20 protein-coding genes are annotated in these 22,948 nt (G+C 67.5%); 10 read left to right on the forward strand and 10 right to left on the reverse strand.

All coding sequences use genetic code 11. The features are described 5' to 3' along the window. From J7654_RS11825 to J7654_RS11850, 6 genes are all read left to right on the forward strand, one after another. On the forward strand, positions 1-1,683 hold the full coding sequence (locus J7654_RS11825) for a hypothetical protein (RefSeq protein WP_209736127.1): 1,683 nt from the start codon (positions 1-3) through the stop codon (positions 1,681-1,683). A gap of 90 nt (positions 1,684-1,773) precedes the next feature. Then, positions 1,774-2,466: a lysozyme gene (locus J7654_RS11830; RefSeq protein WP_209736128.1), complete on the forward strand. Its 693-nt coding sequence runs from the start codon at positions 1,774-1,776 to the stop codon at positions 2,464-2,466. Between the two features lie 3 nt (positions 2,467-2,469). Further along, positions 2,470-2,817 carry a hypothetical protein gene (locus J7654_RS11835; protein WP_209736129.1) on the forward strand — a complete coding sequence of 116 codons (348 nt, stop codon included), beginning with the start codon at positions 2,470-2,472 and terminating at the stop codon, positions 2,815-2,817. A 3-nt stretch (positions 2,818-2,820) separates the two neighbouring features. Beyond that, entirely contained in the window at positions 2,821-3,102 is a 282-nt protein-coding gene (locus J7654_RS11840; protein ID WP_209736130.1) for a hypothetical protein, read from the forward strand. Beyond that, entirely contained in the window at positions 3,099-3,296 is a 198-nt protein-coding gene (locus tag J7654_RS11845) for a hypothetical protein (RefSeq protein WP_209736131.1), read from the forward strand. The genes J7654_RS11840 and J7654_RS11845 overlap by 4 nt, the downstream gene beginning before the upstream one ends. Next, entirely contained in the window at positions 3,280-3,774 is a 495-nt protein-coding gene (locus J7654_RS11850; protein WP_209736132.1) for a hypothetical protein, read from the forward strand. Before J7654_RS11845 ends, J7654_RS11850 begins: the two co-directional genes overlap by 17 nt. A 405-nt stretch (positions 3,775-4,179) precedes the next feature. Here J7654_RS11850 and J7654_RS11855 read toward each other — a convergent pair whose 3' ends face one another. The 9 genes from J7654_RS11855 to J7654_RS11895 all read right to left on the reverse strand — a co-directional run bounded on the left by J7654_RS11855 (position 4,180) and on the right by J7654_RS11895 (position 15,747). Beyond that, a complete protein-coding gene (locus J7654_RS11855) occupies positions 4,180-5,013 on the reverse strand; it encodes a hypothetical protein (protein WP_209736133.1) in 834 nt (277 codons plus the stop codon). Then, a complete protein-coding gene (locus J7654_RS11860) occupies positions 5,006-5,398 on the reverse strand; it encodes a hypothetical protein (protein ID WP_209736134.1) in 393 nt (130 codons plus the stop codon). The genes J7654_RS11855 and J7654_RS11860 overlap by 8 nt, the downstream gene beginning before the upstream one ends. 454 nt (positions 5,399-5,852) lie before the next feature. Further along, positions 5,853-7,979, reverse strand: coding sequence for a cellulose synthase (locus tag J7654_RS11865; RefSeq protein WP_245195482.1), 2,127 nt, complete (start codon positions 7,977-7,979; stop codon positions 5,853-5,855). Positions 7,980-8,035: 56 nt separating this feature from the next. Next, positions 8,036-9,082 (reverse strand): family 8 glycosyl hydrolase, encoded by a 1,047-nt coding sequence (locus J7654_RS11870; protein ID WP_209736136.1) that lies wholly within the window; start codon positions 9,080-9,082, stop codon positions 8,036-8,038. Beyond that, positions 9,079-11,430, reverse strand: coding sequence for a cellulose biosynthesis cyclic di-GMP-binding regulatory protein BcsB (locus tag J7654_RS11875; RefSeq protein WP_209736137.1), 2,352 nt, complete (start codon positions 11,428-11,430; stop codon positions 9,079-9,081). Before J7654_RS11875 ends, J7654_RS11870 begins: the two co-directional genes overlap by 4 nt. Then, on the reverse strand, positions 11,427-13,622 hold the full coding sequence (gene bcsA / locus J7654_RS11880; protein WP_209736138.1) for a UDP-forming cellulose synthase catalytic subunit: 2,196 nt from the start codon (positions 13,620-13,622) through the stop codon (positions 11,427-11,429). Before bcsA ends, J7654_RS11875 begins: the two co-directional genes overlap by 4 nt. Continuing rightward, positions 13,616-14,614, reverse strand: a complete 999-nt coding sequence (gene bcsN, locus J7654_RS11885) for a cellulose biosynthesis protein BcsN (protein ID WP_209736139.1) — start codon at positions 14,612-14,614, stop codon at positions 13,616-13,618. Before bcsN ends, bcsA begins: the two co-directional genes overlap by 7 nt. 370 nt (positions 14,615-14,984) lie before the next feature. Continuing rightward, on the reverse strand, positions 14,985-15,173 hold the full coding sequence (locus J7654_RS11890) for a hypothetical protein (protein ID WP_209736140.1): 189 nt from the start codon (positions 15,171-15,173) through the stop codon (positions 14,985-14,987). Between the two features lie 109 nt (positions 15,174-15,282). Then, entirely contained in the window at positions 15,283-15,747 is a 465-nt protein-coding gene (locus tag J7654_RS11895) for an Lrp/AsnC family transcriptional regulator (protein WP_209736141.1), read from the reverse strand. A 163-nt stretch (positions 15,748-15,910) separates the two neighbouring features. On the opposite strand from J7654_RS11895, the gene J7654_RS11900 reads away from it, so the two are divergent. Continuing rightward, positions 15,911-16,924, forward strand: a complete 1,014-nt coding sequence (locus J7654_RS11900) for a 1-aminocyclopropane-1-carboxylate deaminase (protein ID WP_209736142.1) — start codon at positions 15,911-15,913, stop codon at positions 16,922-16,924. A gap of 51 nt (positions 16,925-16,975) precedes the next feature. Beyond that, positions 16,976-18,364: a M20 family metallopeptidase gene (locus tag J7654_RS11905; protein WP_209736143.1), complete on the forward strand. Its 1,389-nt coding sequence runs from the start codon at positions 16,976-16,978 to the stop codon at positions 18,362-18,364. 1 nt (position 18,365) lies between these two features. On the opposite strand, the gene J7654_RS11910 is transcribed toward J7654_RS11905, so the two are convergent. Beyond that, on the reverse strand, positions 18,366-19,169 hold the full coding sequence (locus J7654_RS11910; protein WP_209736144.1) for a helix-turn-helix domain-containing protein: 804 nt from the start codon (positions 19,167-19,169) through the stop codon (positions 18,366-18,368). A gap of 123 nt (positions 19,170-19,292) precedes the next feature. Between J7654_RS11910 and J7654_RS11915 the strand changes: the two genes are divergently transcribed. Next, positions 19,293-20,882 carry an ABC transporter substrate-binding protein gene (locus J7654_RS11915; RefSeq protein WP_209736145.1) on the forward strand — a complete coding sequence of 530 codons (1,590 nt, stop codon included), beginning with the start codon at positions 19,293-19,295 and terminating at the stop codon, positions 20,880-20,882. 67 nt (positions 20,883-20,949) lie between these two features. Continuing rightward, a complete protein-coding gene (locus tag J7654_RS11920) occupies positions 20,950-22,941 on the forward strand; it encodes a CocE/NonD family hydrolase (RefSeq protein ID WP_209736146.1) in 1,992 nt (663 codons plus the stop codon). Positions 22,942-22,948 lie beyond the last annotated feature (7 nt).

Consider the following 22,948-nt stretch of genomic DNA (forward strand, 5'->3'; position numbering starts at 1 on the left):
ATGGCAGGGCAGAGCCAGACGGTGCGGCAGATCACGGTTCCCACGGCCTATGCCGGAACCCTGTCCAGCCTCGGCGTGGCGGTCTCGGACTTCTGCGGCGTCTATGCCCGGACGAAGGACAGCGCGGCAGGCGCACAGGTGGATACGCCGGCATGGCAGGCCCCAAGCGAGGGCGGCCTCTACAAGTCCACCTTCGCCGCCGAGTTCCTGCGCCGGAAGGTGGAGAAAGAGGGCGTTGCGTGGGCCATCTCAGGCTACGCTGCGGGCTCCACGACCATCGCCTATTTTGCCCCCGGCGCGGAGGGCGACGTGCGGCTGCGCGCGGTCCTCGACCATATCAAGGCGTTCGAGGAATTCTATTGGCATCAGGGCGGCGACGACGCGGGCGACGGGACGACATATGCGGCCTACAAAACGGCCTTGACGCAAGTGTTCAGCGATGCTGCTTCGCAAAACCAGCGCGGCACGAACTTCAAGAAGGCCGTCACGACGATGGCAACGCGCACCAGCGCGGGTAGGGGCACGACGGCGCAGGTTCAGGCCATCCGCACAGCCGGTCTAGACTGGTCGAGCGAGAACGGTGCCGTCTACGCCGAGCCGCACGATATCGACCTTGTGGATTCGGTGCATCAGGGGCAGGCTGGCAATATCGTTCTCGCGCACCATGTGTTCCGCGTCTTCAACGGCAACGACAATGGGCCGACCCTCGGCGCGGGCACGCGGTCGGGCAACACGATCACGATCCCCGTGACGCTGCCGGCTGGCGCGACCGCGCTGGCGATCACAGGCAATCCGGGCAGCCGATTCCATGTGTTCCCGGCGGGCACGACGGCCAACGCGGTGGCGGTGTCCGCTGTCGCCTATGACGAAGGCGAGCAGGCGATGAAGCTGACGCTCGCCGCCGCGCCGGCCAATGACGTCGCCCTCGACGTCTATTTCTGCCGGCATCCCGACCCGAGCCAGAGCGCCTATGGCAGCATGATCCGCGACGACCGGATGGAGGACGGCCTGCCTGTCGGCCGCAATCTCGAACCCGCGACGGTCAACGGCGTCGCGGCCGTGGCGGCGCCCGGCGGGGAGGAGCCCGCAGAGCCTGCGCCCGAGCCCCTGCCGGTCGGAGCCCGTATCCTTCTCAACACCTATCACAGCCAGCGAAACGCCAGCGAACCGAGCTTCTTCGCGGGCTCGGCGGCGGCGGGCTGGAACAGCCTGAATGCTCGCGCCAACAACAGCGCATCGGCCAGGCTGCCGTTGACGAGCAGCGATGGCGTCGCCACGCCGGTGAAGGCCCATGCCGAGTATTCCACGGGGCGCGGGGGCAGCACCACGCTGACGGGGTCTGTCGTTCCGAACGATGTGCTCCAGACGAACATGTTCATCAGCCGGACGGCGGCGGCGAGCTATGCCGCGTCCACGTCCGCGCGCGTCCGGATCACCGATCTGCCCGCCGGCACGCAGTGGAAGGTCGATGTGCTGGCGTCCGCGCAGGGGACGGGCGTGCGCAACCAGACTATCGCCATCGGGAGCGATACGCGGGTGGTCGATGTGATGAACAACACGGGCATCTCCGCGACCTTCGACGGCGTCACCCCCGATAGCGGTGAGATCGCGGTCGCCTTCACCCAGGTCGATGCCGAGCAGTTCGCCTACCTGACCGCCGTGATCCTCACGCGCGTCGGCTGATCATCGCCCGCTGATCCTGCCCGTCCCAACCGACCACCCACCGCCCGCTGACAGCGGGCTTTTTTGTGTCTGCATCAAAGGAGAGACCCGATGGCGACCGGGAACCCGATCACCTATCGCACCGCCCTGGAGATCGCCTCGCACGAGGCCATTGTCCGGCAGGCCTACAAGGACAGCGTCGGCGTCTGGACGTGGTCCGTTGGCCTGACCAATGCCACCGGCCACAATGTCGAGCGCTATATCGGCAAGCCCCAGACGATGGAGCATTGCCTGCGCATCTACGTATGGGCGCTGGAGGAGAAGTACGCCCCGGCCGTGCGCAAGGCGTTTGCCGGCCACACGCTGACCGAGGCGCAGTTCGCGGCCGCGCTGTCCTTCCACTGGAACACGGGGGCCATCTCGCGTGCCTCCTGGGTTCGCCTCTGGAAAGAGGGCAAGATCGCCGAGGCGAAGAAAGCCTTCATGGATTGGAGCCGCCCGGCAGAGATCGTGCCGCGCCGGCAGAAGGAGCGTGACCTGTTCTTCGACGGCAAGTGGTCGAACAACGGCACCATCACCGAATACACCCGCGTGGCGGCCAGTGGAACGCCCGTCTGGAGCAGCGCGATGCGGGTGAACATCGAGGCGGACCTGCGCGTGGCGCTGGGGCAGGGCGGCGCCGAGCCGGCCCCTACGCCCGCAGAGCCCACGCCCGAACCGCCGGCCCCAGCCCGCACCCCCGCCGCCATCCTCGCCGAAATCCGCGTCCTCCAGGACGAACTCGAAACCCTCATCGGAGCCTGAACCATGCAGACCGCCCTCGAAATCCTCGCGCCCATCCTCGCCACCCTGGCCTCAGCCCTCGTGCCCATCCTCGTCGCGGCCCTCGTCCAGTGGTTCCGCAAGCTCGGCATCGAGATCGAAGCGAACCACCGCGATGCGCTTCAGTCGGCCCTGACCAATGCCGCCATGCTCGCGCTCGCCCGAGGCGCCGGCCAGAACGCCCCGCAGGTCGCCATCGACTACGTGAAGCGCTCCGTGCCGGACGCGGTGAAGACCTTCGGCCTCGACAACCGCCGCATTGCCGAACTGCTCCTGCCCAAGATCACCGAGGCGAAGGTGCAGGCCGGCAAGCCGGTGGAACCTTCCGCATAAGCCATGCCCGACCCTCTGACGCTTGAAGCCTCCCGGCAGTTCCTCGACTGGGGACCGCCGGGGGCGCTGATCATTCTTCTCATGGCGGTGATCGTGTTCCAGCACCGGGTGCACCGCTCCGATGTGAAGGGCGAGCAGGACGCGCACCAGAAGACGCGGGAGGCGCATCTGGCCGACATTCGCGCCTTCGCCACCATCGGGGAAAGCATCCGGGAACAGCAGCGCGCTTCCGAGGCGGCGATCAACCGTGTCCTCGATCTCGTCTCCGAGAGGGACCGCAGATGAACTGGCGAAGCCTATTCCGATGCAAGCCCGATCCGATCCGGGAGGCGCAGCAGCGCCACGAAGAGCGGACCATCGAACGAGAGCGCGGCAACCTGCGCAATCAGATCCAGTCGATCCATTCGCATTCCCGCAGGCTGACGGTCATGGCGGGCACCCTCGCGCTCAAGGGGAGCTACGATGACGAGAGCCGATAACAATCATCTCGTGCTATGGGCGATCGCTCTGCTCGTCGTCTACGTGGCGGGAGCCATCATCATGCCATGGGGGTGGTTCTCCGCCTTCTTCTCGGCGGCCCAGATGGTGGCGGGGGTGATCGTCTTCCTGGGCTGGGCGCCCGATGCGTGGCGCGTGTTCCGCGAGCGCCGGATCGAGGCGAGCCATCTCGCGCTTCTCGGCGTCACCATGCTCGCCGCCGGCATGAGCTATTCGGGCGCGTTCAGCCTGGCGTGGGCGCTGGCGAACCGGCCGGAAAGCTGGGTGGGGACACCGTTCAGCTCATTCGGCCGGGCACTGGTGACGGGCGGGTTCCTCATGTTCATCATCAGCCCCGAGGCCACGCGCGAGGGCATCCGCCGGCCCCGATGGTATGTCGTCGCCATCAGCCTCGTGGCGGTGGGGATCGTCGCCTTCCTCCTCGGGCTCCAGTGGGACCCGGCGGCGATGAGGCCGTAGGTCACCCGCCCTCCTTCAGCGACCCGTGGTTTGTGGGGCGGCGACGGTACTGCACATCACGCCGCTTGTACGTCTCCATTCCATCATAGACCGGGCATGTTAGGATGCGAAACTCCCCGCGCCCCCATATCACCTCACCATGAATGCCAATCCCGGCAGAATGAAGAAGGCTGGTGTCCAATCTTTCGAGAGCCGCCACATGCTCATCCCGCGCTCTCCTGCAAGGCGACGCGGCCTGACGCGTCGCGCTCGTTCGTTAGGTGGCCGCGCAGGACATGCGCAGTGCGCTATCCAGTCGAAGCCGGGAGAGGATAATTTCCAGCGCTCTCGCGGTTTCACGATGGCGCTCGGCTTCCGTCAGCCTCACCGTCTTCCTCTCCTCACTCACGGGCTGATTCATCCTGGTCATGTGGCAAGCGCCTTTCGCGCCAGCCTAAGGTGCTTTCCTTTCGGCCGGACTTCGCAGATCACGCGCGCTGCATCACACTGATAGCTCAGACCGAGCTGGCGACAGTCTGGATCGTGCTCAACCTCTCCAACCGGCTCCACCCGATAAACCGTCCCCTTGTCGATCACCGAAGCGTAGAGAACGGCCGCCCCGTATTCCGTGGTGACGTAGACCTTCGAGCGGAGGCATGCGGCAGGGTCAAGCTCGGCTGCGATGCTGCGCTTCCCTGTCTTGATCGGCGGCAGGATTTCGCGAAGGCCACGAGGGCCGCCATGCCAATAGGTCACTGGCGCTTCGGCTCGCCCGCTCATCCCTTCGCCCCAGCATGGGCGGGGGCGCCTCTTCGGCCACGGATAGACGGGCGACGGAAGCTCAGGGTGCTCAATATCCTTGCCCGAGAGGAACACGACATCAGCTTCGCCGCGCGTGGAGCCGACGCCTGAATGTGGCTCCTTCGCTCGTTTGATCGCTGTTTCTGCCGTCCAGTCCGACTGGTTGATGATCCACTGCTCATAGAATCCGTCGCCATACCAGGCGGCGAGCGGCTTGCCGAAACGGTCGAGGCAATATTCCAGAACGACCGCGAACGACGCATCGGTGATGATGTAGGTGTGGCGATGGTAGCCGCGCCCCTCGGTCGAATCGAAAGAGCTGATGACCTTGTAGACCTTCAGCCCTTCGATGCGCTTCGCGTTGGCCGCGGTCTGGCGCTCGTGGGCCTGACAGGCCTCAACGGTGTCGAACACCTTCCCGTCGTCCGAGACGTAGACTTCTCGCTTCTCGCTACGCATTCCCCACCTCCCGGCTGGAGGCAGGAAGGGGCGGGCGGGGATCGGCGCGGGCGATGGGCCTGCCGGTAGCCTTGGAATAGTCGAGGCGGTACCAGCGCGGATCAAACGTGAGGTCGATAGCCTCGGCGATCTCTCGAACGGTGTCTTCGTCCTCGTGGATCCGCTGATCCATCCAGCCGAACCAGATAAGATCGTCGCCGTAGGTTTGCGCAATGTTGAAGTCGTCCGAGCCGCGCAGCTTCCAGCCGTGCTTGATGGCGTCGTTCCGATTGTTGAACCGCTCGCCATCCCAGCCGTAGTGGATGCCAAAGCCGCTCTCGTTCATCCATACCGACTGGCAGAGGACGATGAACTCGGGGTCGATGTTGGGAAGCCGGCCGCTCATCGTCCTGCCTCCCCGAAGGTCGCAGGGTGGGGCGCTTTACGAGTTGCCCATAGGTTCGCCGAACCTAGTTTCGCGAACGTAGAGGGAACGAGTGTCCCGAGGTTCGCCTGTATAAGTGGCTCTCTTCCGAGAGTTGCGGGCATGTCCCATATGGGCGCAATGTTCACACCGAGGGGGTCACAGGTTCGATCCCTGTCGCGCCCACCATTCAAGCCGCTGGGCTGAAACATCATCTCACTCCGAAATACGAAGCTTCGGCGATAGCTTTCAGGCTCATCGCAGCACATTCTCGCCTGCCGCCTCGATCTGGCTGAGGTGAAGGCGGGATAGCCCGGCAAGACCGGCGGGCCCATATGCTTACGTACGGCGCGGTGGGTTTTTTGGCAGGGATGCCCGGGCAAAGGGCTTCGAACCCGGTTTGGCGAGGACGACAGGGCGTTCGGCGGCGCTATGCTCAGCCGCCGGAGGAGACCTCGCCACGGGCTTCGCGCACCGCGTTTACGCCGCGCGCGCCCTCGCGGCTTCCTGCGCGGGCGGCGGCGGCGAAGACGCGCTCGGCATCGCGATAGCGGCGCAATTCGAGATAGGCGTAGCCGCGCAGGACCATGAGGTCGAGCCGCTCGGGGGCGATGCGCGCGCGCTCGTCCAGCGCCATCAGCGTTTCCACGGGACGGCGCGATTCGAAGGCGCTGGTCGCCTGGTCCGTCAGGAGTGCGATCTCCAACTCGAGCTGGCGCTCGCGCGGCTGCGGTGCCTTGGTGGCGGCGACGGCGGCCTTGTCCGAGAGACCGGCCCTTAGATAGGCCAGGCTTTGACCATAGGCCGCGTCGCGCCGTGTCGCGTCGGAGCGGGAGAGCAGGGCAACCTCGAAGGCCGGTGCCGCCTCCAACGGCCGGTCGATCTCCATGAGGCACCAGCCCCGCGAGAGGGCTGCATCCGGCGAGAGCGTGCGAGGATCGACCGTGGAGCGGCAGCCGGCGGTCCGTGATGCGCCGCCTCCCTGCCGGGCCGCGCGCAGGGGCTCGCTTGTCGTAGCGGCGGCGGATGCCGTCGGCTGCGCGCTCGCCTGCATCTGCGCAGCCGAAGACGAGGCGGCCTGCGGCTGCGCGGGCGCCACAAAGGTCGTGGCCGGGGCGGCGGCCGGCCGGGTAGAGGCTGGCGCGGGTGCGTTGGCCGCGATGGCCGAAGGCGCGCCGGCGGGCCCTTGGCCGACAGCGGCGATGCGGGGCGAGCTGGGGCTCCATGCGGCCTTGAGCTGCGCCAGCCCGCTCGCGTCCCCTAGCCTTTCGCGCGCCAGCGCCAGCCCGAAGGCCGCCGGTTCCTCGTCCGGCTTCCACGCCAGCGCCGTTTCGAACCACTGCCCGGCCGTCGCGAACTGGTTCAGCGCGTAGGAGTACCAGCCGAGTTGCTGAGCTGTGTTCGCCTCGCGCAGCGCTGCGGTGACGGCGACGATGCGCGTGAGCTGCTCGGCGGAAAGGGGCGGCGTTGGCTCCTGCGCCAGAAGGCTGGCGGCTGCCGCGGCGTAGACGGCCCGGCTCTCGTCGGAGTCCTCGGCATAGGGGCGCACGGCCGCCTCCGCGTCCTGCGCCCGGTCGAGATCGAGCAGCGCCAGGGCGAGCCCCCGCGCCGCGTCCGCCGAGGGGGAAGCCGCGTTCGAGCGGCGGAAGAAGTCCTCGGCCCGCGCTCCATCGCCATGCGTCAGCTCGTACCAGCCGAGAAGAAGGAGATCGGACGCCGAGCCCGTTTCGGCCGCGCTCGCGTTGAGAAGCGAGAGGTCCTCGGGCGAAGCCACGGTATCGGCATCCTCGCCGGCCGCCGCCACGCCCTGGCGGGCAATGTCGAGGCGCAGCGAGGCGAATTCCCCGATGCCCTGGGCGTCCGTTCGCTCCAGCTCCAGAAGCTGGTCGAGGGCCGGGCGGTCGAGCTGCTGGCTCGCCATTTGCACGCTCGCCAGCCTTTCGCCGGAATCGTCGCAATTGGTCAGGATGTAGCGGTAGGCGTCCAGCGCGCGCGCGGACCGATCGGTCTCGACGAAGGCGCGCGCCACCCGCCATAGAACGTCCACCTCCGAGCAGGTCAGAAGGCTCGGCGTTTCCGCCGCCACGCGCACCACGGTCTCGTATTGCTGGAGGTTGGATGCGTTGACGAGGCGCTGACGTGCCTCCGCGACGGCAAGGCGGTCCAGAAGGTCGGCCGGCGGCTGCCAGCCGGGCTGGCTTTCCTGCCGCGCCGCGATGGCCTCCCGCACCTCGCCGTAGCGCCCCTGCGAGTAGAGCTCCCACATCCGGTCCAGCTCTGGGTCGCCGGCATCGGGAACGTCCAGCGGGTTTTCCGGTGGCGTCCAGTCCGGGTAGAGCGCGCGCAAACGGGCGATTTCCGCTTCCAGCCGGCGCGTGTCGCCGGCGCGGGCGAAATAGCGCAGCGCCGTCTCGTCCACCTGCGGCGGGGCGGCGGCGCCGGCAGCGGGGGAGGGCGTCTGCGCATGGGCGGAGCCGGGCGCCTGCGCGACAAGCTGCTGTGCCGCCTCGTCCCCTTGCATCGTGGGCAGTGCCGTCTCCTGCCTCAGCATGCCCCTGGGCATGAAAAGGCCTTCGGCGGTCACGAGCGCCGCGGCAACGGCAAGGAGAAGCGGCCGGTTCAAGAAAGGCACTCCGGCCTGGCCTGCCGCAGATGCGACAGGGCAAGCAGATGCAGGGTCGAGGGATAGTAGAGCGTGGGCTCGAAGCTCCGCAAATCGTCCGGCACGGGGGTGCCTGAAACCGCACAGGCGACCAGCGCTGGAATGATGCGGTAGCCGGCGTCCGCGAGCGTTTCCCGCGTCTCCCCCGATTCCAGATCGACCAAGGCCACGGAGCCGTCCGGATCGCTCATGCCGTCCGCCAGCGCGGTGAGAAGCGCCTCGTCTCCGGCCCCGGCCCGCACCATGTAGAGCGGGATACGCACCGCGTTATAGCCGAACTCGGCTGCGAAGCCCTGGGCGGGCCGTTCGGTGGTGGCGATGGAAAGCCATTCGGGCGGCAGCGCGCGCGGGCCCGTCAGAGAGGCGCGCAGCGTTTCCAGCCCGCCGTCCGAGATGGCCTGCCAGTCCGTGTCCGGCGCCAGCCGGGCCAGTACGGGGAAGGCCTCGTAGATCCAGTAGGACGGATTGATCACCGGCCCGTCCGGCCGCTCGTCGCGCCCGTAGCCCTCGCGGGCCGGCGGCAGGGTCAGGCGGCCGTCCTGCGTGTAGGCGAGCGTGCCGATCGCCTCTGCCAGCGCCGTGGCGGCCTGTGTGAAGTCCTCGCGTCGCCAAGCCTCGCCCGCCTGCGCGAGCGCGTAGGCGATCAGCATGTCGCCATCGGTGGCGTTGTTGATGTCGGTGACGTGCGGATCGGCGTCCGGGCTCCATTTCCACGCCGCCAGCCCGTCATCGCGCAACATCAGCTCGGTACGCGTGAAGGACCAGATGCGCTCGAAGGTTGCCTGGTCGCCCGCGAGGAAAGCGAGAGTGAGCCCGTAGCCCTGGCCCTCGCTGTGGCTGATGCCGCCATTGCCGTCGTCGATCACGCGGCCCTGCTCGTCCACGAAACGCTCGAGATAGGCGCTCCATTCCGGTGCCAGCACGGTTTCCTCCTGCGCTACCGCCGGCGATCCGAGGCCGGAGAGGGCGATCGACGCCGCGCAGACAAGATGGACAAACCTCATCGCCGCCTCCCCAGCACACCTGTCAGCGCGCCTGTCGCCACCCCCAGGATGAGGGACGCGACAGCCAGCAGCAGAGCATAGGCCAAGGCGTTCTCCGAAAGCCAGTTCGCCGCGACGAGCCGAAGGTTGGAGAACGAGGTCGGTACGGAAGGGACGAGGCGGGTGTCGGTCGCCGGAAGCTGGGCGTAGCTCGCCTGCACGGGATCGTAGAGCGTGAGGCGGCCCGAGAGCTGATCCCAGTTCTCCTCGCGCGCCAGAAACGCCGCCCCGTCGGCCAGCTCGGCGCCGGTGCGCCCCACAACCAGGGTCCATGTGTGCCCGTCGCTCGGGTCGCGGCCCTGCGCGACGATCATGGAGGAATCGGCCGGCGGCGAGAAGGGTGGGGGCGCCTGGCGCGTCAGGCGCAGAGCATCTACGGACAGGTCGAAGCGCTGCGACAGCCATTCCTCGATGGCCACGAAGGGGCGACGCCAGCCGCTACCCACCTGTTGCTGCCAGCGCGCGATGGATGCGTCGGTCTGCCGCGTCACCGCGCCCGTTCCGCTTTCGCTCCAGCCGAGGCGCAGCCCCTCCGCGACGCCCACCTGCGGCAGGATGCCCACCGGAATGCGCGAGGCCGGGCCGATGAACAGCGCATCGCGGCCTTGCGCGGAAGCCACGCTCAGCGATGTGTCGAAGGGAAGCGGCCGCCCGGCGACGAGCGCGAGACGCCCGGCCAGCGTAGCGGCGGCCGACAGGGTGGCGGCCGAAGTTTCGCCGAGCGCCAGCGGGATCGGGCCATCCGCGCGGTTGAACGGAAAGCCGACGCCGGAAAGGGCGGAGAGGTCCGGTCGTTGGCTGATGCGGGCGAAATCGGGCATGGCGAACCGGGAGGAATCGAACAACGCGAACCGCGTGGGCGCATCGCTGGTCGTCCCAGGCAGGCAGATGGCGTCGGAATCGGTGTCGAGGATGGCTTCCATCGTGATGGTGTTGGCGCCGGGCCGGAAATGGCGAAGCGTGAGGGAGACCGGATAGCCACGCAGCACGGCTCCGCTCGCGCCGCCGACGGGCAGCGTCGTTGCGATATCGTCGTTCACATAGACGTCGATCCGGCTGCCGGGCTTCACCTCCTCGGTATAGGCCGCGTCCAGCAGAAGCGTCGCCTCGCCGTAGGCCGCGGCATAGAAGTCGGCCGGCACGCCAACGGTGAACTCGGTGCGGAAGCGCCGGCCGGAGAATTCCCGGGTCGCGACCCCGAGGTCGCGGAACGAGAGAGAGGACGCGGCGAAGAAGAGCGGGGTGTCCGGATTGCGCCAGCCCGGTTCGGTCAGACGCGAGCGCTGCACGTAGAACGGCTGCTCGACCGGCGCGATGACGCGCCCAATGGCGGCATCCACCGCCGCCCAGTTCGGGCCGGAAAGCACGAGCGCGCCACGTCCCTCACCGAGATCGACAAAGCCGGCCGAGGGCCCCTGCCGCGCATCCGTCGGCAGTTCCGGCACAAGGGCTGCGATCTCCTCGGCGGGCCCGGCGAGGACGGTGAGACCCCCGGGCGTGGAAGGAGGCAGGCTGCCTTCCGATACCCGGATCTGCTGGTTCGGCATCGCACCCAGAAGGGCCAGCCCCTGCGCCAGCCGCAGCGTGGAGGCGCTGCCCTCGGCCAGTTCCCCGGCCGGCAGGACGATGTCGTAGCGCGTGCTTCCCGTGGAATCGAAGCCAACGGCCCTGATGTCCTCGAGCTGGCGCAGGGCGAGGTCGCTGGACGGGGCGAAGCCGATCGACGTGCGCGGGCCTGAAACCTCCGTCCACAGATCGTAGGTGGACTGGATGCTGCAATCGGTGCGGTGGCGCAGCGAGACGTCGAATTCGACGGTGTTGAAGCCCGCTTGCAGCAGGTCCGGGGGAAGCTCGACCGCGATGTCGGCAACGGCCTCGGGCGACTGGACGGGCGTGTCGATCACGACCTGGCCATTGATCGAGACACGCAGCCTGGAGCTTTCGGGCGCGACGAAGATCGAGTTCTGGTAGCCGATGCGCATGGTCTCGCCGGCCTGCGCCTCTGCCTCGCTAAGGAAGATGGACCAGCTTCGGCGCGCCGTCTCTCCGCCCAGCGTCAGGCGCTCCATGGGCAGGAGGTAGCGAACCGGGGTCGCGGTCGTTTCCGGCGCCGGGGCGGCCGGCGGCGCGGGCCGGCTCGGGCGGGCCGGCGCTGTGGCCGGGGGCGGCTCGGTGGCAGGCACGGGGCGCGCGGCGGGGGCGCGGGGCTGGGGCGGGCCCTCGTCGGACATGTCGAACGGCGCAGGCTGGGCGGCGGCCGCCGCCGTCAGCGCCAGCAGCAGGGCGAGGCTGGAGGCGGCCCGCGTCATGGCTGCCCCGCCAGCCTGCCTTGCCGGGCAGCGGTGCGCTTGGCAGTCGAGCCGCGCACTAGGTAGACGAAGCCGCGATAGGTCTGGAAGACGCAAAGCCAATAGAACCAGAGCGTTCCGCGCAGGACGCCCGGATTGCGGCGGCGCGAGAGCTGGAAGTCGCGCCACTGGCCGGAATTGCCGAAAACGAGATCGGCGACCAGAAAATGCTCGCTCGTCTCCGATGTGGCGTAGCTGACGCCGAGCGTCGCGCCATCGGCCTCCTGCCGGAAGCTGCGCAAGATGACGGGTAGTCCCGAAAATTCGCTGGAGCCCGCGGGCCGAAAGCGCAGGGTAGCGGGCGCCTGATCAGCCGCCTCCGCGGGCAGGGTGCCGAACACGCGCACGCGCGCGCCGCCCACCGATACATCCTCGATGGTGGCCGGCAGCACCGTCTCGCCGAACACGACTTCGCCCCGCCGCGCCACCTTGACGCGCCGCGATTGCGCGCGCGTGCCGCGCTCCGAAACGACGCCCAGCGCGCAGCCGGCGAGCAGTAGGTTGAGGACGTTCCAGGCGCCGACGACCAGCGTCAGGTCCGCCCGGTACGGTTCGGCATAAACCCGCCACGCGGTGGCCGCCACGCCCAGCAGCAGCACGAAGAAGATTGCGAAGAAGGGGAGGCTCAGCTCGGAAAGGCGCGAATAGAGGATCGACTCGTCCTTGGCCGTCACCTTGAAGGTCGGCTTGCTGGGATTGAGGGCGACCGACACCACCGCCGGGAGGAGATGCACGGTCTGGACGTATTCGTAGAGTTCCGAAATCCAGGGCCAGCGGAATCGGCCGTACATGTAGTTCTGCATCATCAGGTTCACCATCATGTAGGTGAGCGTGTAGGCGAGGAACTCGCCGCCCGATGCGGTGAAGATCTCCAGGTCGAAGAAGAGGTAGAAGAGCGGCGCGACCAGGAAGATCGCTCGCGGGAAGGGAAACAGCCAGAACAGTGTGGAGGACATGTAGCAAAGCCGCTGCGGCAGCGAGAGCCCGCCCTTGAGCAGCGGAAACCGGTAGCGCAGGATCTGCATCATGCCCTGCGCCCAGCGCGAGCGCTGCCCGATAAAGGATGCGAAGGTCGCCGGCTGGAGGCCTGCGATCAGCGGCTTGTCCACATAGATGGAGTTCCAGCCGCGCGAATGCAGCTCCAGCGCCGTCTCGCAATCCTCGGTGATGGAAAGGCCCGAAAAACCCTTCGATTCGGTCAGCGCCGCGCGGCTGAGAACGGCGGCCGAGCCGCAGAAGAACGCCGCGTTCCATTTATCGAGGCCGCGCTGGATGACACCGTAGAACATCTCGTTCTCGGAGGGCATCCGGTCGAAGGTCCGCAGGTTCCGTTCCACGGGGTCGGGGTTGAGGAAGAAGTGCGGTGTCTGGACGAGGAAGAGGCGCGGATCTTCGTCGAAATAGCCGACCGTTTCGAGAAGAAAGTCGCGCGCGGGCGCATGGTCGGCATCGAACACCGCCACAAGGTCGCCGGTGGAGTGCTTCAGGCCGTTGTTCAGATTGCCGGCCTTGGCGTGCTCGTTACGCTCGCGCGTGAGGTAGGTCGCGCCCAGCTCATCGCACAGCGCGTTCAACTCGCGATGGCGCCGCTCGGCCGCCTGCGCTTCGCCGGCATGTTCCGAATTTCGCTTCTGGAGCGAGCCGCCATCGTCGAGGAGCCACACCTTGAGCCGGTCGGACGGGTAGTCCATCTGAAGCGCGGCGGCCAGGGTGTTGGCGAGCAGGCCCGGCTCCTCGTTGTAAGTGGGCACGAACACATCGACGCTTGGAAAACGGTCGGAGGCTTCCTGCGCGCGAGACGGGCGCGGCGCCAGGGGCGCGGCGACGACGAAGAGGCTGAGGCCCAGCATGAAGACCGAATACATCTCGGCCAGATAAAGCAGGAAGCCCGGAATGAAGTTCTGGATCTGGTTGATCGGCGGCAGCGTGCCTGTCGTGCGCCAGTAGACGTATCGCAGCACCACGGCGGTGCCGAGCGCCAGCGCCACGAGGCGCCAGCGGCCGCCGAGGTCGAGGAACTTCAGGATCACCATCACCGAAAGCACCAGAAGCACCGCGATGAGCTGGGACTGGACGCTGATCGGAAGCGTGATGACGAAGAGGGCGAAAGCGGATGCCACCGCCCAGACGAGGACCGTGGCAAATTTCAGCACGCACCCGCCTCCCGCTGCGCCGGCGTGCAGTTCGCCGAGGGCGGAGGCGGCACCACGACATCCGCGGCGGGCGGCACGGTCGCCTCACGCGCCGGCACCGTTGAGGCAGCCGCGCTGCCGGGCGGCGGCGGAACGATGGGGCCGACCGGGGCGGGCAAGGGCGGCGGGGCCGGAGCTACCGCCGGCGCCGCAGGGCGTGCGGCGGCGGGGCGCGGCGGCGGCGGCGCCGGCTGGTCGGGCGCATCGGCGAGAATGCCCTCGAAGCCGCCTGCGCCCTCCGGCAACATGGGCTCGCCCAAGGCGCCCAGCCTTGCGTCGGCTTCCTTCGGTGCACCATACGGATTCCACTGCAAGTTGCTGAAGAACGCCCGGATCGTGAAGCCATACATGGAGAAGAGCAGCCGCTCCTCGCTGGCCTCCTGGTCGCACAGGCGGAACCGGATCTGGATCGTGCCGCGGTCGCGCAAAAGCAGCGTCGAGGTGTCCACCCCGGCAATCCGCTGCCAGGCGTAGATGCATGTATCGCCCGAAGCGGCGCGGCCGACGGCATAGCCGAACGGCCCGTAGCGATTCTGCACGTAGATCTGCGAGCGGCTCATGGGCACGGTGGGAACCGCCTGGCGAATCTCCCGCGTCATGTTGGTGGCGGCGATAGAACGGTTGTCCAGCGGCGTGCGTCCGGTCCCCGAGTTGCCGACGGGGCCGAAGAACTGCACCTGAAGGTAGTTCTCTCCGGGCACTGCCGAGCGGTTGGCAAGGAGAATGCGCTGCTCGGTCGCGTTCGGATATCGCTGTTGGACGACGTCGAGGATCTGCGGCCCGCCGACCGGTGGGGCGACGAAGGCATCCTCGAGCGCCACCGAGCGTTGCCGTGACGAAAGCTCCGGCTGCCCGCCCTGAACGCACGCGGACAGCATGAGGGCCGCCAGGACCGGGACGAGCCCCGGAACCAAGCGCCTCTTGCGGCTGGTGACGTATCGCCCGATCGCCATGGCGCTCCCTTCAGGCAGATATCGGCGGACCGGCATTCGAAACTGCCTGAACAACAACAAGTTGCAACATGCGCCCTTCCATAGCCGATCATGAAGCCGCGACCTTGTGGCAAAATGAACAAAGCCTTTAGATTCGCGGGGCGTTGTTTCGGTATTGACATTCCGGGGACCGGCATCGCGTCTTCACTCCCGTCGACACGGCCATCGTTCCGGGCGCTTTGGAGACAGGACAGCGGGGGGCGGTTCGTCCGAAAGACGGGGCGGCCGGGCGCGCGCGGGCGATGCCTGCGGCGCGACAGGGGCGGGACAGTGTGTTGCTTGCGCGGGATGTCGCGGCGCGCCTTGCGCGGGCGCCTGCCCGAAGCCGGGGTCAGTGGTGGATGGCCGGTGATCCGCTGCCTTCGACGGCGCGTTCCTCCAGCCGCTCGGCGGCGGCGCGAAGATGCTTGATCGTGGCCTCGTCCGCATGAACCATGCGCGCCAGCACCAGCGCGTCGTAGACATGGCCAAGAAGGTCCCCCACACGCTCCTCACGCGTCACGACTTTGTGTTCCGACATAACAGCCTCGGCTTCGTGGAAATCCCGGGATTCGACGAAGAGAACGCAATCGACGCGGAAACGATCCTCGAGCCAGCCCGCTCTGGCGCGCGGGGTGGTGTAGCAGAGCTCAGAAATCCAGAGGGGCGTTGTCCACCACCTCCTTCATCACGAAGAAGGTTCGCGTCTGGCGCACGCCGGGCAGGGCGATCAACTCGTCGCCGTGAAAGCGGTTGAAATCCGCCATGTCGCCCACCCTGATCTTCAGGAAATAGTCGAAGTCGCCCGCCACGAGATGGCAGTCGAGGACGAATTTGAGCTTGGCGACCGCTTTCTCGAAGATCGCGAAACTCTCGGGTGTCGATCGGTCGAGCACGACGCCCACCATCACCAGGGCACCCCGGCCCAGTTTCTGCGGCGAGACGATCGCCCTCACATGGTCGATGTAACCCTCCGCGAACAGGCGCTGCGTGCGGCGATGGCATGTTGCTGGACTGACGGAGACGGCCTGCGCCAACTCGGCGTTGGTCAGCCGCCCGTCGGCCTGAAGCAGGCGTAGGATCTTCGTGTCGATACGGTCCAGCGCACTAGGCATGAAAGAATCTTCCGATTTTCAGGTATATATCACAATCATGTTGCAACATGCTGTTGGGAAGAGCGTGTAAGGAGCACATAAATCACGAAAAATCGAGAGCACCTTTCATTATGCGAATGGTAGCTTCCTGGTCTCACCGAGGTAAGGCTGGAAGGGGCCCATCATGCTGCAGAAATTCGAGCGCTATCCGCTGACATTCGGTCCGACCCCCATCGAGCCGCTACCCCGTCTCTCGCAGGCCCTGGGGGGCAAGGTGGAAATCTTCGCCAAGCGCGAGGATTGCAATTCGGGCCTGGCGATGGGCGGCAACAAGCTGCGCAAGCTGGAATATATCGTGCCGGACGCCATCGCTTCGGGGGCGGATACGCTGGTGTCGATCGGCGGCGTGCAGTCCAACCACACGCGCATGGTGGCGGCCACGGCGGCCAAGATCGGCATGAAGTGCCGGTTGGTGCAGGAGAAGTGGGTGCCGCACTACGACGCCGTGTACGACCGCGTCGGCAATATCCTGATGACGCGCCTGATGGGCGCCGATTCGCGGCTCGTGGAGGACGGCTTCGACATCGGCATCCGCAAGAGCTGGGAGGATGCGATGCAGGAGGTGCGCGATTCGGGCGGCGTGCCCTACGGCATCCCGGCCGGCGCCTCGGTGCACAAATATGGCGGCCTCGGCTATGTCGGCTTCGCCGAGGAGGTGCGCGCGCAGGAGAAGGAACTCGGCTTCAAGTTCGACTATATCGTCGTCTGCGTGGTGACGGGCTCCACGCAGGCCGGCATGATCGTCGGCTTCGCTGCGGACGACCGGGCGGACAGGGTGATCGGCATCGACGCCTCCGGCACGCCCGAGCAGACCCGCACCCAGGTGCGCGAGATCGTGGACCGCACGGCCGACCTCGTGGAGCTTGGCCGCCCCGTGCGCGACGACGAGATCGTCATCAATCCGGATTACGCCTACCCGGCCTATGGCGTGCCCTCGGAGGAGACCAACGATGCGATCCGCCTTGCGGCGCGCACCGAGGCAATGATCACCGACCCGGTCTATGAGGGCAAGTCGATGCAGGGGATGATCGACCTCGTCGGGAAGGGCTTCTTCTTCGAAGGCGCGCGCGTTCTCTACGCCCATCTGGGCGGGGTGCCCGCGATCAACGGCTACAGCTACTACTACAAGGAGGGGTGACGCGTCCGCCGGGCGCTCATCAGCCTTTAAGCCTGCCGGGGAAGCCGTGACATGACCATTGCCGAAACCAGCCGCGACGAGGTGATCGAGCGCGCCCGGCGCTACGTGACCGGCGGCGAGTTCGCCGCCGAACTCGCCCCGCGCGTGGCCATTCCCTCCGAAAGCCCGCGCGAGGACAGCGGCCCCGACCAGCTCCGCTACCTCGACGCGTTGCGGCCGGGGCTGGAGGCGATGGGCTTCTCGGTCCGCGTTCTCGACAATCCCGTCCTGCCGCGGCTGCCCGCCCTCTTCGCCGCGCGCATCGAGGACGAGGCGCTGCCCACCGTCCTGACCTACGGCCATGGCGATGTCCTTTGGGGCATGGGCGGCGACTGGCGGGACGGTCGCGACCCGTGGGTGCTGGATGACACGGGTGAGCGCCTCTACGGACGCGGAACGGTGGACAACAAGGGCCAGCACACGATCAACCTCGCGGCCCTGCGTTGCGTGCTGGAGGCGCGCGGCCGTCTCGGCTTCAACATAAAGCTCCTGATCGAAATGGGCGAGGAATCGGGCTCGCCGGGCCTCGACGAGATGGCGCAGGCGAACCGGGACCTGCTGGCCGCCGACGTGCTCATCGCCTCCGACGGGCCGCGCACCGCCACCCACACGCCTACGGTCTTTCTGGGCGCGCGCGGCGGCATGGGCTTCCACCTCGTTGCGGATGAGCGCGAGGGGGCCTACCATTCCGGCAACTGGGGCGGCCTTCTCGTCAACCCGGGCATCCGGCTGGCCCACGCGCTGGCCACGATCACCGATGCGAAGGGGCGGCTGGCCATTCGCGAGTGGACGCCGGGCGCAATTCCGGCGAACGTGCGGGCGGCCCTGGCCGACATCGTTCTGGAGAAGGACGCGAGCGACCCGGCGATCGACCCGGAATGGGGAGAGCCCGGCCTGTCGGGGCCCGAACAGGTGTTCGGCTGGTGCAACTTCGAAGTGCTCGCCTATACGTGCGGCAGGCCGGAGGCCCCGGTCAACGCCGTGCCGGGAAGCGCGCGCGCGACATGCCAGTTGCGCTATGTGGTCGGCGTGGATCGAGAGCGCATCCTGCCGGCGCTGCGCGAGCATCTGGACGCGCATGGCTTCCGGGACATCAGGATCGAGCCCATGAAGCGCGGCTTCTTCAAGGCCACGCGGACCGACCCCGACAATGACTGGGTGCGCCTCGTGGTGGGCTCCATCGAGCAGACCACGGCCAAGGCGCCGGCGCTGCTTCCCAATCTCGGCGGATCGCTGCCCAACGAGGTGTTCGCGGAAACCCTCGGCATGCCCACCGTCTGGGTTCCGCACTCGCACCGCGCCTGCGGCCAGCATGCGCCCGACGAGCACATGCTGCTCTCGATCGCGGAGGAGGCTGCGGCGATGATGGCGGGCATCTTCTACGATATCGGCACGCGATAAGTCAGGGCACGAGGCTCTCCGCCGCACCCACCATCTGCGGTTCGCGAGCGTCCAGAAAGCCCCGCACGGTCGCCGGCAGCTCCTGCGCATCCTCCTCGAACACGCCGCAGCGGGCCAGCACGGCGCGCGCGCTGGCCTTGGGGCCCAGGAACCGCCAGATCATCCGCGAGGCATAGGGCAGATTGTCCTTGCGCCACGACACGCCCGTCGTGACCCCCTTGAGATAGACGCGCTGGTGCACCTCGAACGGCAGGAGGATGGTCTGCGCGATCATCGCCTCCGCGCCGAGGCTCCGCTCCACGATGAAGATCCTGTTACGGCGATAGGCGGCCTGTCCCTCGTATTTGGAAAGCTGGCGGATTTCGTTCTCGCGATCGACGATGCGCTCGATCGACTTGACGAGCACCATGCCGCCCTCCTCGTGCAGCCGGGTGCAGGAGCACACGATCCGGCCGGGCCACGACAGGGAGCGGTGATAGGTCTGGTAGAGGCCCAGATAGCGCCGGAGGGCCGGCAGGTCGCCGGGAAAGGCGCCTTGCAGCATGTCTCCCCGCACGGCCGGGGCGGCGGCCCCGCTCAGGCGGAGGCGGAAGCTTTCGGCGGGCAGAAGGAAATCCTCCGCCGCCAGCCCGAAATGGCCGGCGATCCGCAACAGGTTATGAGGGGAGGGCAGGACCTGTCCGTTGATGTAGCGGTTGAACTGCTGGCGGTTGATCCCGATCCGGCGACAGATGTCGGAGACGGACCGGCGGGTGCTGCACGCCTCCTTGAGGTTCAGCGTGAAGGTTTCGGGCTTATGCGGCATGGGAACTGTCTCCTTGCCGGAAGCGTAAGAGCGCGTAAAGCCGCGTCAAGTCACGAAGTTGCATCCGCATCGCCCAAGCTGACAATTCCAGCAGTTTCCACCGTCAGGTTCGAGGTTGCCCGCATGGTTGACGATCGTCGTGAGTTTTCGGGACGCCGCGTGGAAGCGGGCTCGCTCAGCCGCCGCCGCTTCATCGAGGGCGCGGCGGCCACCGGGCTGGCTCTGGCTGCATCGCCCCTCCTCATGGGCAGCGCCCGTGCGCAGGAGCCCAAACGCGGCGGCCATCTGCGCCTCGGCTTGAGCGGCGGCGCGACGACCGACTCGCTCGATCCCGCGCTCGCCAGCGGCACCGTACCCTTCGTCATCGCCCATTGCTGGGGCGACACGCTGGTCGAATCCGACCCGGCCACCGGCGAGGCGCTGCCCTCGCTCGCCGAATCCTGGTCGCCTTCGGCCGATGCGAAGGTGTGGACGTTCAAGATCCGCCAGGGCGTGTCGTTTCATGACGGGCGCCCGATGACCCTCCCGGACGTGGTGGCGACGCTGAAGCGGCATACGGATGAGGGCTCCCAGTCCGGTGCGCTCGGCCTTCTGGGTTCCGTCACCGCCATCGAGGAGCGCGGGGGCGATCTCGTCATCACCCTGTCGGACGGCGATGCCGACCTGCCGCTCATCCTGACCGATTACCACCTGCAGATCCAGCCGAACGGCGGCCTCGATGCGCCGGACGCCGCCATCGGCACCGGCCCCTACAAGCTGGCCGACCACCAGGCCGGCGTGCGTACCAGCTTCGAGCGCAATACGGACGATTGGCGTGACGGTCGCGGCTTCGTGGAAAGCGTCGAGATCGTCGTGATGAACGATTCCACCGCGCGCATGGCCGCGCTCTCCTCCGGCCAGGTCCACTTCATCAACACGGTCGAGCCGCGCACGGTGGGCCTCCTGGCGCGCGCGCCGAACGTGCAGATCCTGAGGACGGCGGGCAAGGGCTTCTACAGCTTCCTCATGCACTGCGACACCGCGCCCTTCGACAATAACGACCTGCGGCTGGCCTTGAAATACGCCATCGACCGGCAGGCGATCCTCGACAGCGTGGTGGGCGGATACGGCACGCTCGGCAACGACTACCCGGTGAACGAGGCCTATGCGCTTGCGCCCGAGGGCATCGAGCAGCGCGCCTACGATCCCGAGAAGGCCGCCTTCCACTTCCGCCAGTCGGGCCACGAGGGGCCTGTCCTGCTGCGAACGTCCGAAGCGGCGTTCCCCGGTGCAGTGGACGCGGCGGTGCTCTTCCAGGAGAGTGCGGCGGCCGCGGGCATCCAGATCGAGGTGAGGCGCGAGCCGACGGACGGCTACTGGTCGAACGTATGGAACGTGCAGCCCTTCTGCGCCTCCTATTGGGGCGGCCGGCCGACGCAGGATTCGCGCTACTCCACCTCCTACCTGTCGAGCGCGGAGTGGAACGACACGCGGTTCCGCGATGCCGATTTCGACCGGATGCTGCTGGAGGCGCGGGCCGAGCTCGATCCCGAGCCGCGCCGCGAGCTCTACCACCGGATGGCCGTGATGGTGCGCGACGAGGGCGGACTGATCCTGCCCGTCTTCAACGACTATGTGAACGCGGCCTCCCGACAGCTCCATGGCTTCGTGGACGATATCGGCAACGACATCTCCAACGGCCGCATCGCCAGCCGGGTCTGGCTCGACGCCTGAGCGCCGAGCCGACCGGCCCGGGCCGGTATCGGCCACCGGCCAAGCCCCTCTGCCACGGAATGAACGCATGTCCCAGACCGCATACACCGTCCTCGAGAACGAATGGATCGTGCTCAAGGACGGCACCCGACTGGCCGCCCGCATCTGGTTGCCGGATGGCGCGCCGGCGCCGGCGGTCCTCGAATTCCTGCCCTATCGCAAACGAAACGGCACGAGCCCGCGCGACGAATCCACCTATCCGGTCTTCGCGGCGGCCGGCATCGCCGGGGTGCGCGTGGACATTCGCGGATCGGGCGAATCGGAGGGGGTGATCGACGGCGAGTATACGCCCCGCGAACTGTCCGACGCATGCGAGATCATCGAGTGGATCGCCGCGCAGCCGTGGTCGAACGGCAAGGTGGGGATGATGGGAATCTCCTGGGGTGGCTTCAACTGCCTGCAGGTGGCCGCCCTTTGCCCGCCCGCGCTCAAGGCGGTGATCTCGATCGCCTCCACCGTCGATCGCTACAATGACGACATTCACTACAAGGACGGCACCCACCTCTCGGCGCAGCTTTCCTGGGCGGCCACGATGCTCGCCTACCAGTCGCGCTCGCCGGACCCGGAGCTGGTGGGCGAGCGCTGGCGCGAGATGTGGCTGGAGCGGCTGGAGAACGAACCCTTCTTCATGGAGGAGTGGCTGTCGCACCAGCGCCGGGACGACTTCTGGAAGCACGGTTCCATCTGCGAGGATTTCGGCGCGGTGGCGATCCCCGCTCTGGTGATCGCCGGTTGGGCGGACGGCTATCGCAACACGCCCCTGAAGGCGGTTGAAGGGCTCGGTCCCCGCGCCAAGGCGCTTCTCGGGCCCTGGGTGCACAAATATCCGCATTTCGCCTGGCCCCGACCCCGCGCCGACTTCCACGCCGAGGCCATCGCCTGGTGGAACCGCTGGCTGCGCGACGAGCCGAACGGCGCCGAGGATTGGCCGCAGGTGCGCGCCTATGTTCTGGACGGGCCGAAGCCGGCCCTGCGGCGCGAGCATGAGCCGGGGTTCTGGGTCGCCAAGGACCGCTGGTCCAAGCCGTCCATGCTGGCCTTTGCCGTGGATGCCGCCGGCCAATTGGCCGGTGAGGGAGGGCAGGGCCCGGGCCCGGATGAAAGCAGCATCCTGCGCTCGCCTCTGGACACCGGCACCGCAGCCGGCGAATGGTTCACGCTCAAGCCCGATGCCGAGATGGCCGGGGACCAGCGCCTCGATGACGCCGGCTCGCTGGTCTTCGAGACGGCACCCTTGCATGAGGAGCTTTCCATCCTCGGGCGGCCGGTGCTGTCGCTCGAACTCGAGTGCGACGCGCCGGCTGCGAATCTGTGTGCGCGCATCGTGGACGTGCACCCGGACGGCACGGCGACGCGCGTGTCCTTCGGCGTCCTGAACCTCGCCCACCGGGAAGGCAGCGCCGAGCCCCTCGCCATGACGCCCGGCAGGCCGGCGAGCGTGGCCCTGACGCTGGACGCATGCGGCTACCGCTTCGCGCCCGGCCACCGTATCCGCTTGTCGCTCTCCACCGCCTATTGGCCGATGGTCCTGCCGCAACCCGTGGACCCGACCCTTGCCATCCCGCACGGAGCGCTGAGGCTTGAAGTTCCGCTTCTGGGCGAGCACGAGCGGATCGCCGTTCCGGAGCCGGAGGACGAGAACCCGCTGCCGGAATACGAGACCCTGAAGGAAGGGGATACGCGGCGTAGCGTCGAGCGCGACCTGATGTCCGGCGTCACGCACTACCGCATTTATGAGGACACGGGCCTGACGCGCCACCCGCAAAACGGGCTGGCTTCGCGCGACGTTCGCGATGAGGTATGGTCGATCGACCCGCGCGATCCGCTTTCGGCAACGGGTCTCTCGACATGGACATGCGTCCTGCAACGGGACGGCTGGTCCACGCGCACCCATTGCGTCGCATCGCTGCGCTGCTCGGCGGACTACTGGTTCGTTTCCGCGCGCGTCACGGCTTACGAGGGTGAGGAGCTGATCTTCGAGAAGAGCTTCGAGAAGACCATCGTCCGCGATTTCATGTAGGCGACGA

The sequence above is a fragment of the Aureimonas populi genome (genome assembly GCF_017815515.1).
Taxonomy (GTDB): domain Bacteria; phylum Pseudomonadota; class Alphaproteobacteria; order Rhizobiales; family Rhizobiaceae; genus Aureimonas; species Aureimonas populi.

Bases quoted from the DNA above. Each gene is read 5' to 3' on its own strand.
- J7654_RS11825 (WP_209736127.1), top strand. From the start codon at position 1: ATGGCAGGGCAGAGCCAGACGGTGCGGCAGATCACGGTTCCCACGGCC.
- J7654_RS11830 (WP_209736128.1), top strand. From the start codon at position 1,774: ATGGCGACCGGGAACCCGATCACCTATCGCACCGCCCTGGAGATCGCC.
- J7654_RS11835 (WP_209736129.1), top strand. From the start codon at position 2,470: ATGCAGACCGCCCTCGAAATCCTCGCGCCCATCCTCGCCACCCTGGCC.
- J7654_RS11840 (WP_209736130.1), top strand. From the start codon at position 2,821: ATGCCCGACCCTCTGACGCTTGAAGCCTCCCGGCAGTTCCTCGACTGG.
- J7654_RS11845 (WP_209736131.1), top strand. From the start codon at position 3,099: ATGAACTGGCGAAGCCTATTCCGATGCAAGCCCGATCCGATCCGGGAG.
- J7654_RS11850 (WP_209736132.1), top strand. From the start codon at position 3,280: ATGACGAGAGCCGATAACAATCATCTCGTGCTATGGGCGATCGCTCTG.
- J7654_RS11855 (WP_209736133.1), bottom strand. From the start codon at position 5,013: ATGCGTAGCGAGAAGCGAGAAGTCTACGTCTCGGACGACGGGAAGGTG.
- J7654_RS11860 (WP_209736134.1), bottom strand. From the start codon at position 5,398: ATGAGCGGCCGGCTTCCCAACATCGACCCCGAGTTCATCGTCCTCTGC.
- J7654_RS11865 (WP_245195482.1), bottom strand. From the start codon at position 7,979: ATGCCCAGGGGCATGCTGAGGCAGGAGACGGCACTGCCCACGATGCAA.
- J7654_RS11870 (WP_209736136.1), bottom strand. From the start codon at position 9,082: ATGAGGTTTGTCCATCTTGTCTGCGCGGCGTCGATCGCCCTCTCCGGC.
- J7654_RS11875 (WP_209736137.1), bottom strand. From the start codon at position 11,430: ATGACGCGGGCCGCCTCCAGCCTCGCCCTGCTGCTGGCGCTGACGGCG.
- bcsN (WP_209736139.1), bottom strand. From the start codon at position 14,614: ATGGCGATCGGGCGATACGTCACCAGCCGCAAGAGGCGCTTGGTTCCG.
- J7654_RS11890 (WP_209736140.1), bottom strand. From the start codon at position 15,173: ATGTCGGAACACAAAGTCGTGACGCGTGAGGAGCGTGTGGGGGACCTT.
- J7654_RS11895 (WP_209736141.1), bottom strand. From the start codon at position 15,747: ATGCCTAGTGCGCTGGACCGTATCGACACGAAGATCCTACGCCTGCTT.
- J7654_RS11900 (WP_209736142.1), top strand. From the start codon at position 15,911: ATGCTGCAGAAATTCGAGCGCTATCCGCTGACATTCGGTCCGACCCCC.
- J7654_RS11905 (WP_209736143.1), top strand. From the start codon at position 16,976: ATGACCATTGCCGAAACCAGCCGCGACGAGGTGATCGAGCGCGCCCGG.
- J7654_RS11910 (WP_209736144.1), bottom strand. From the start codon at position 19,169: ATGCCGCATAAGCCCGAAACCTTCACGCTGAACCTCAAGGAGGCGTGC.
- J7654_RS11915 (WP_209736145.1), top strand. From the start codon at position 19,293: ATGGTTGACGATCGTCGTGAGTTTTCGGGACGCCGCGTGGAAGCGGGC.
- J7654_RS11920 (WP_209736146.1), top strand. From the start codon at position 20,950: ATGTCCCAGACCGCATACACCGTCCTCGAGAACGAATGGATCGTGCTC.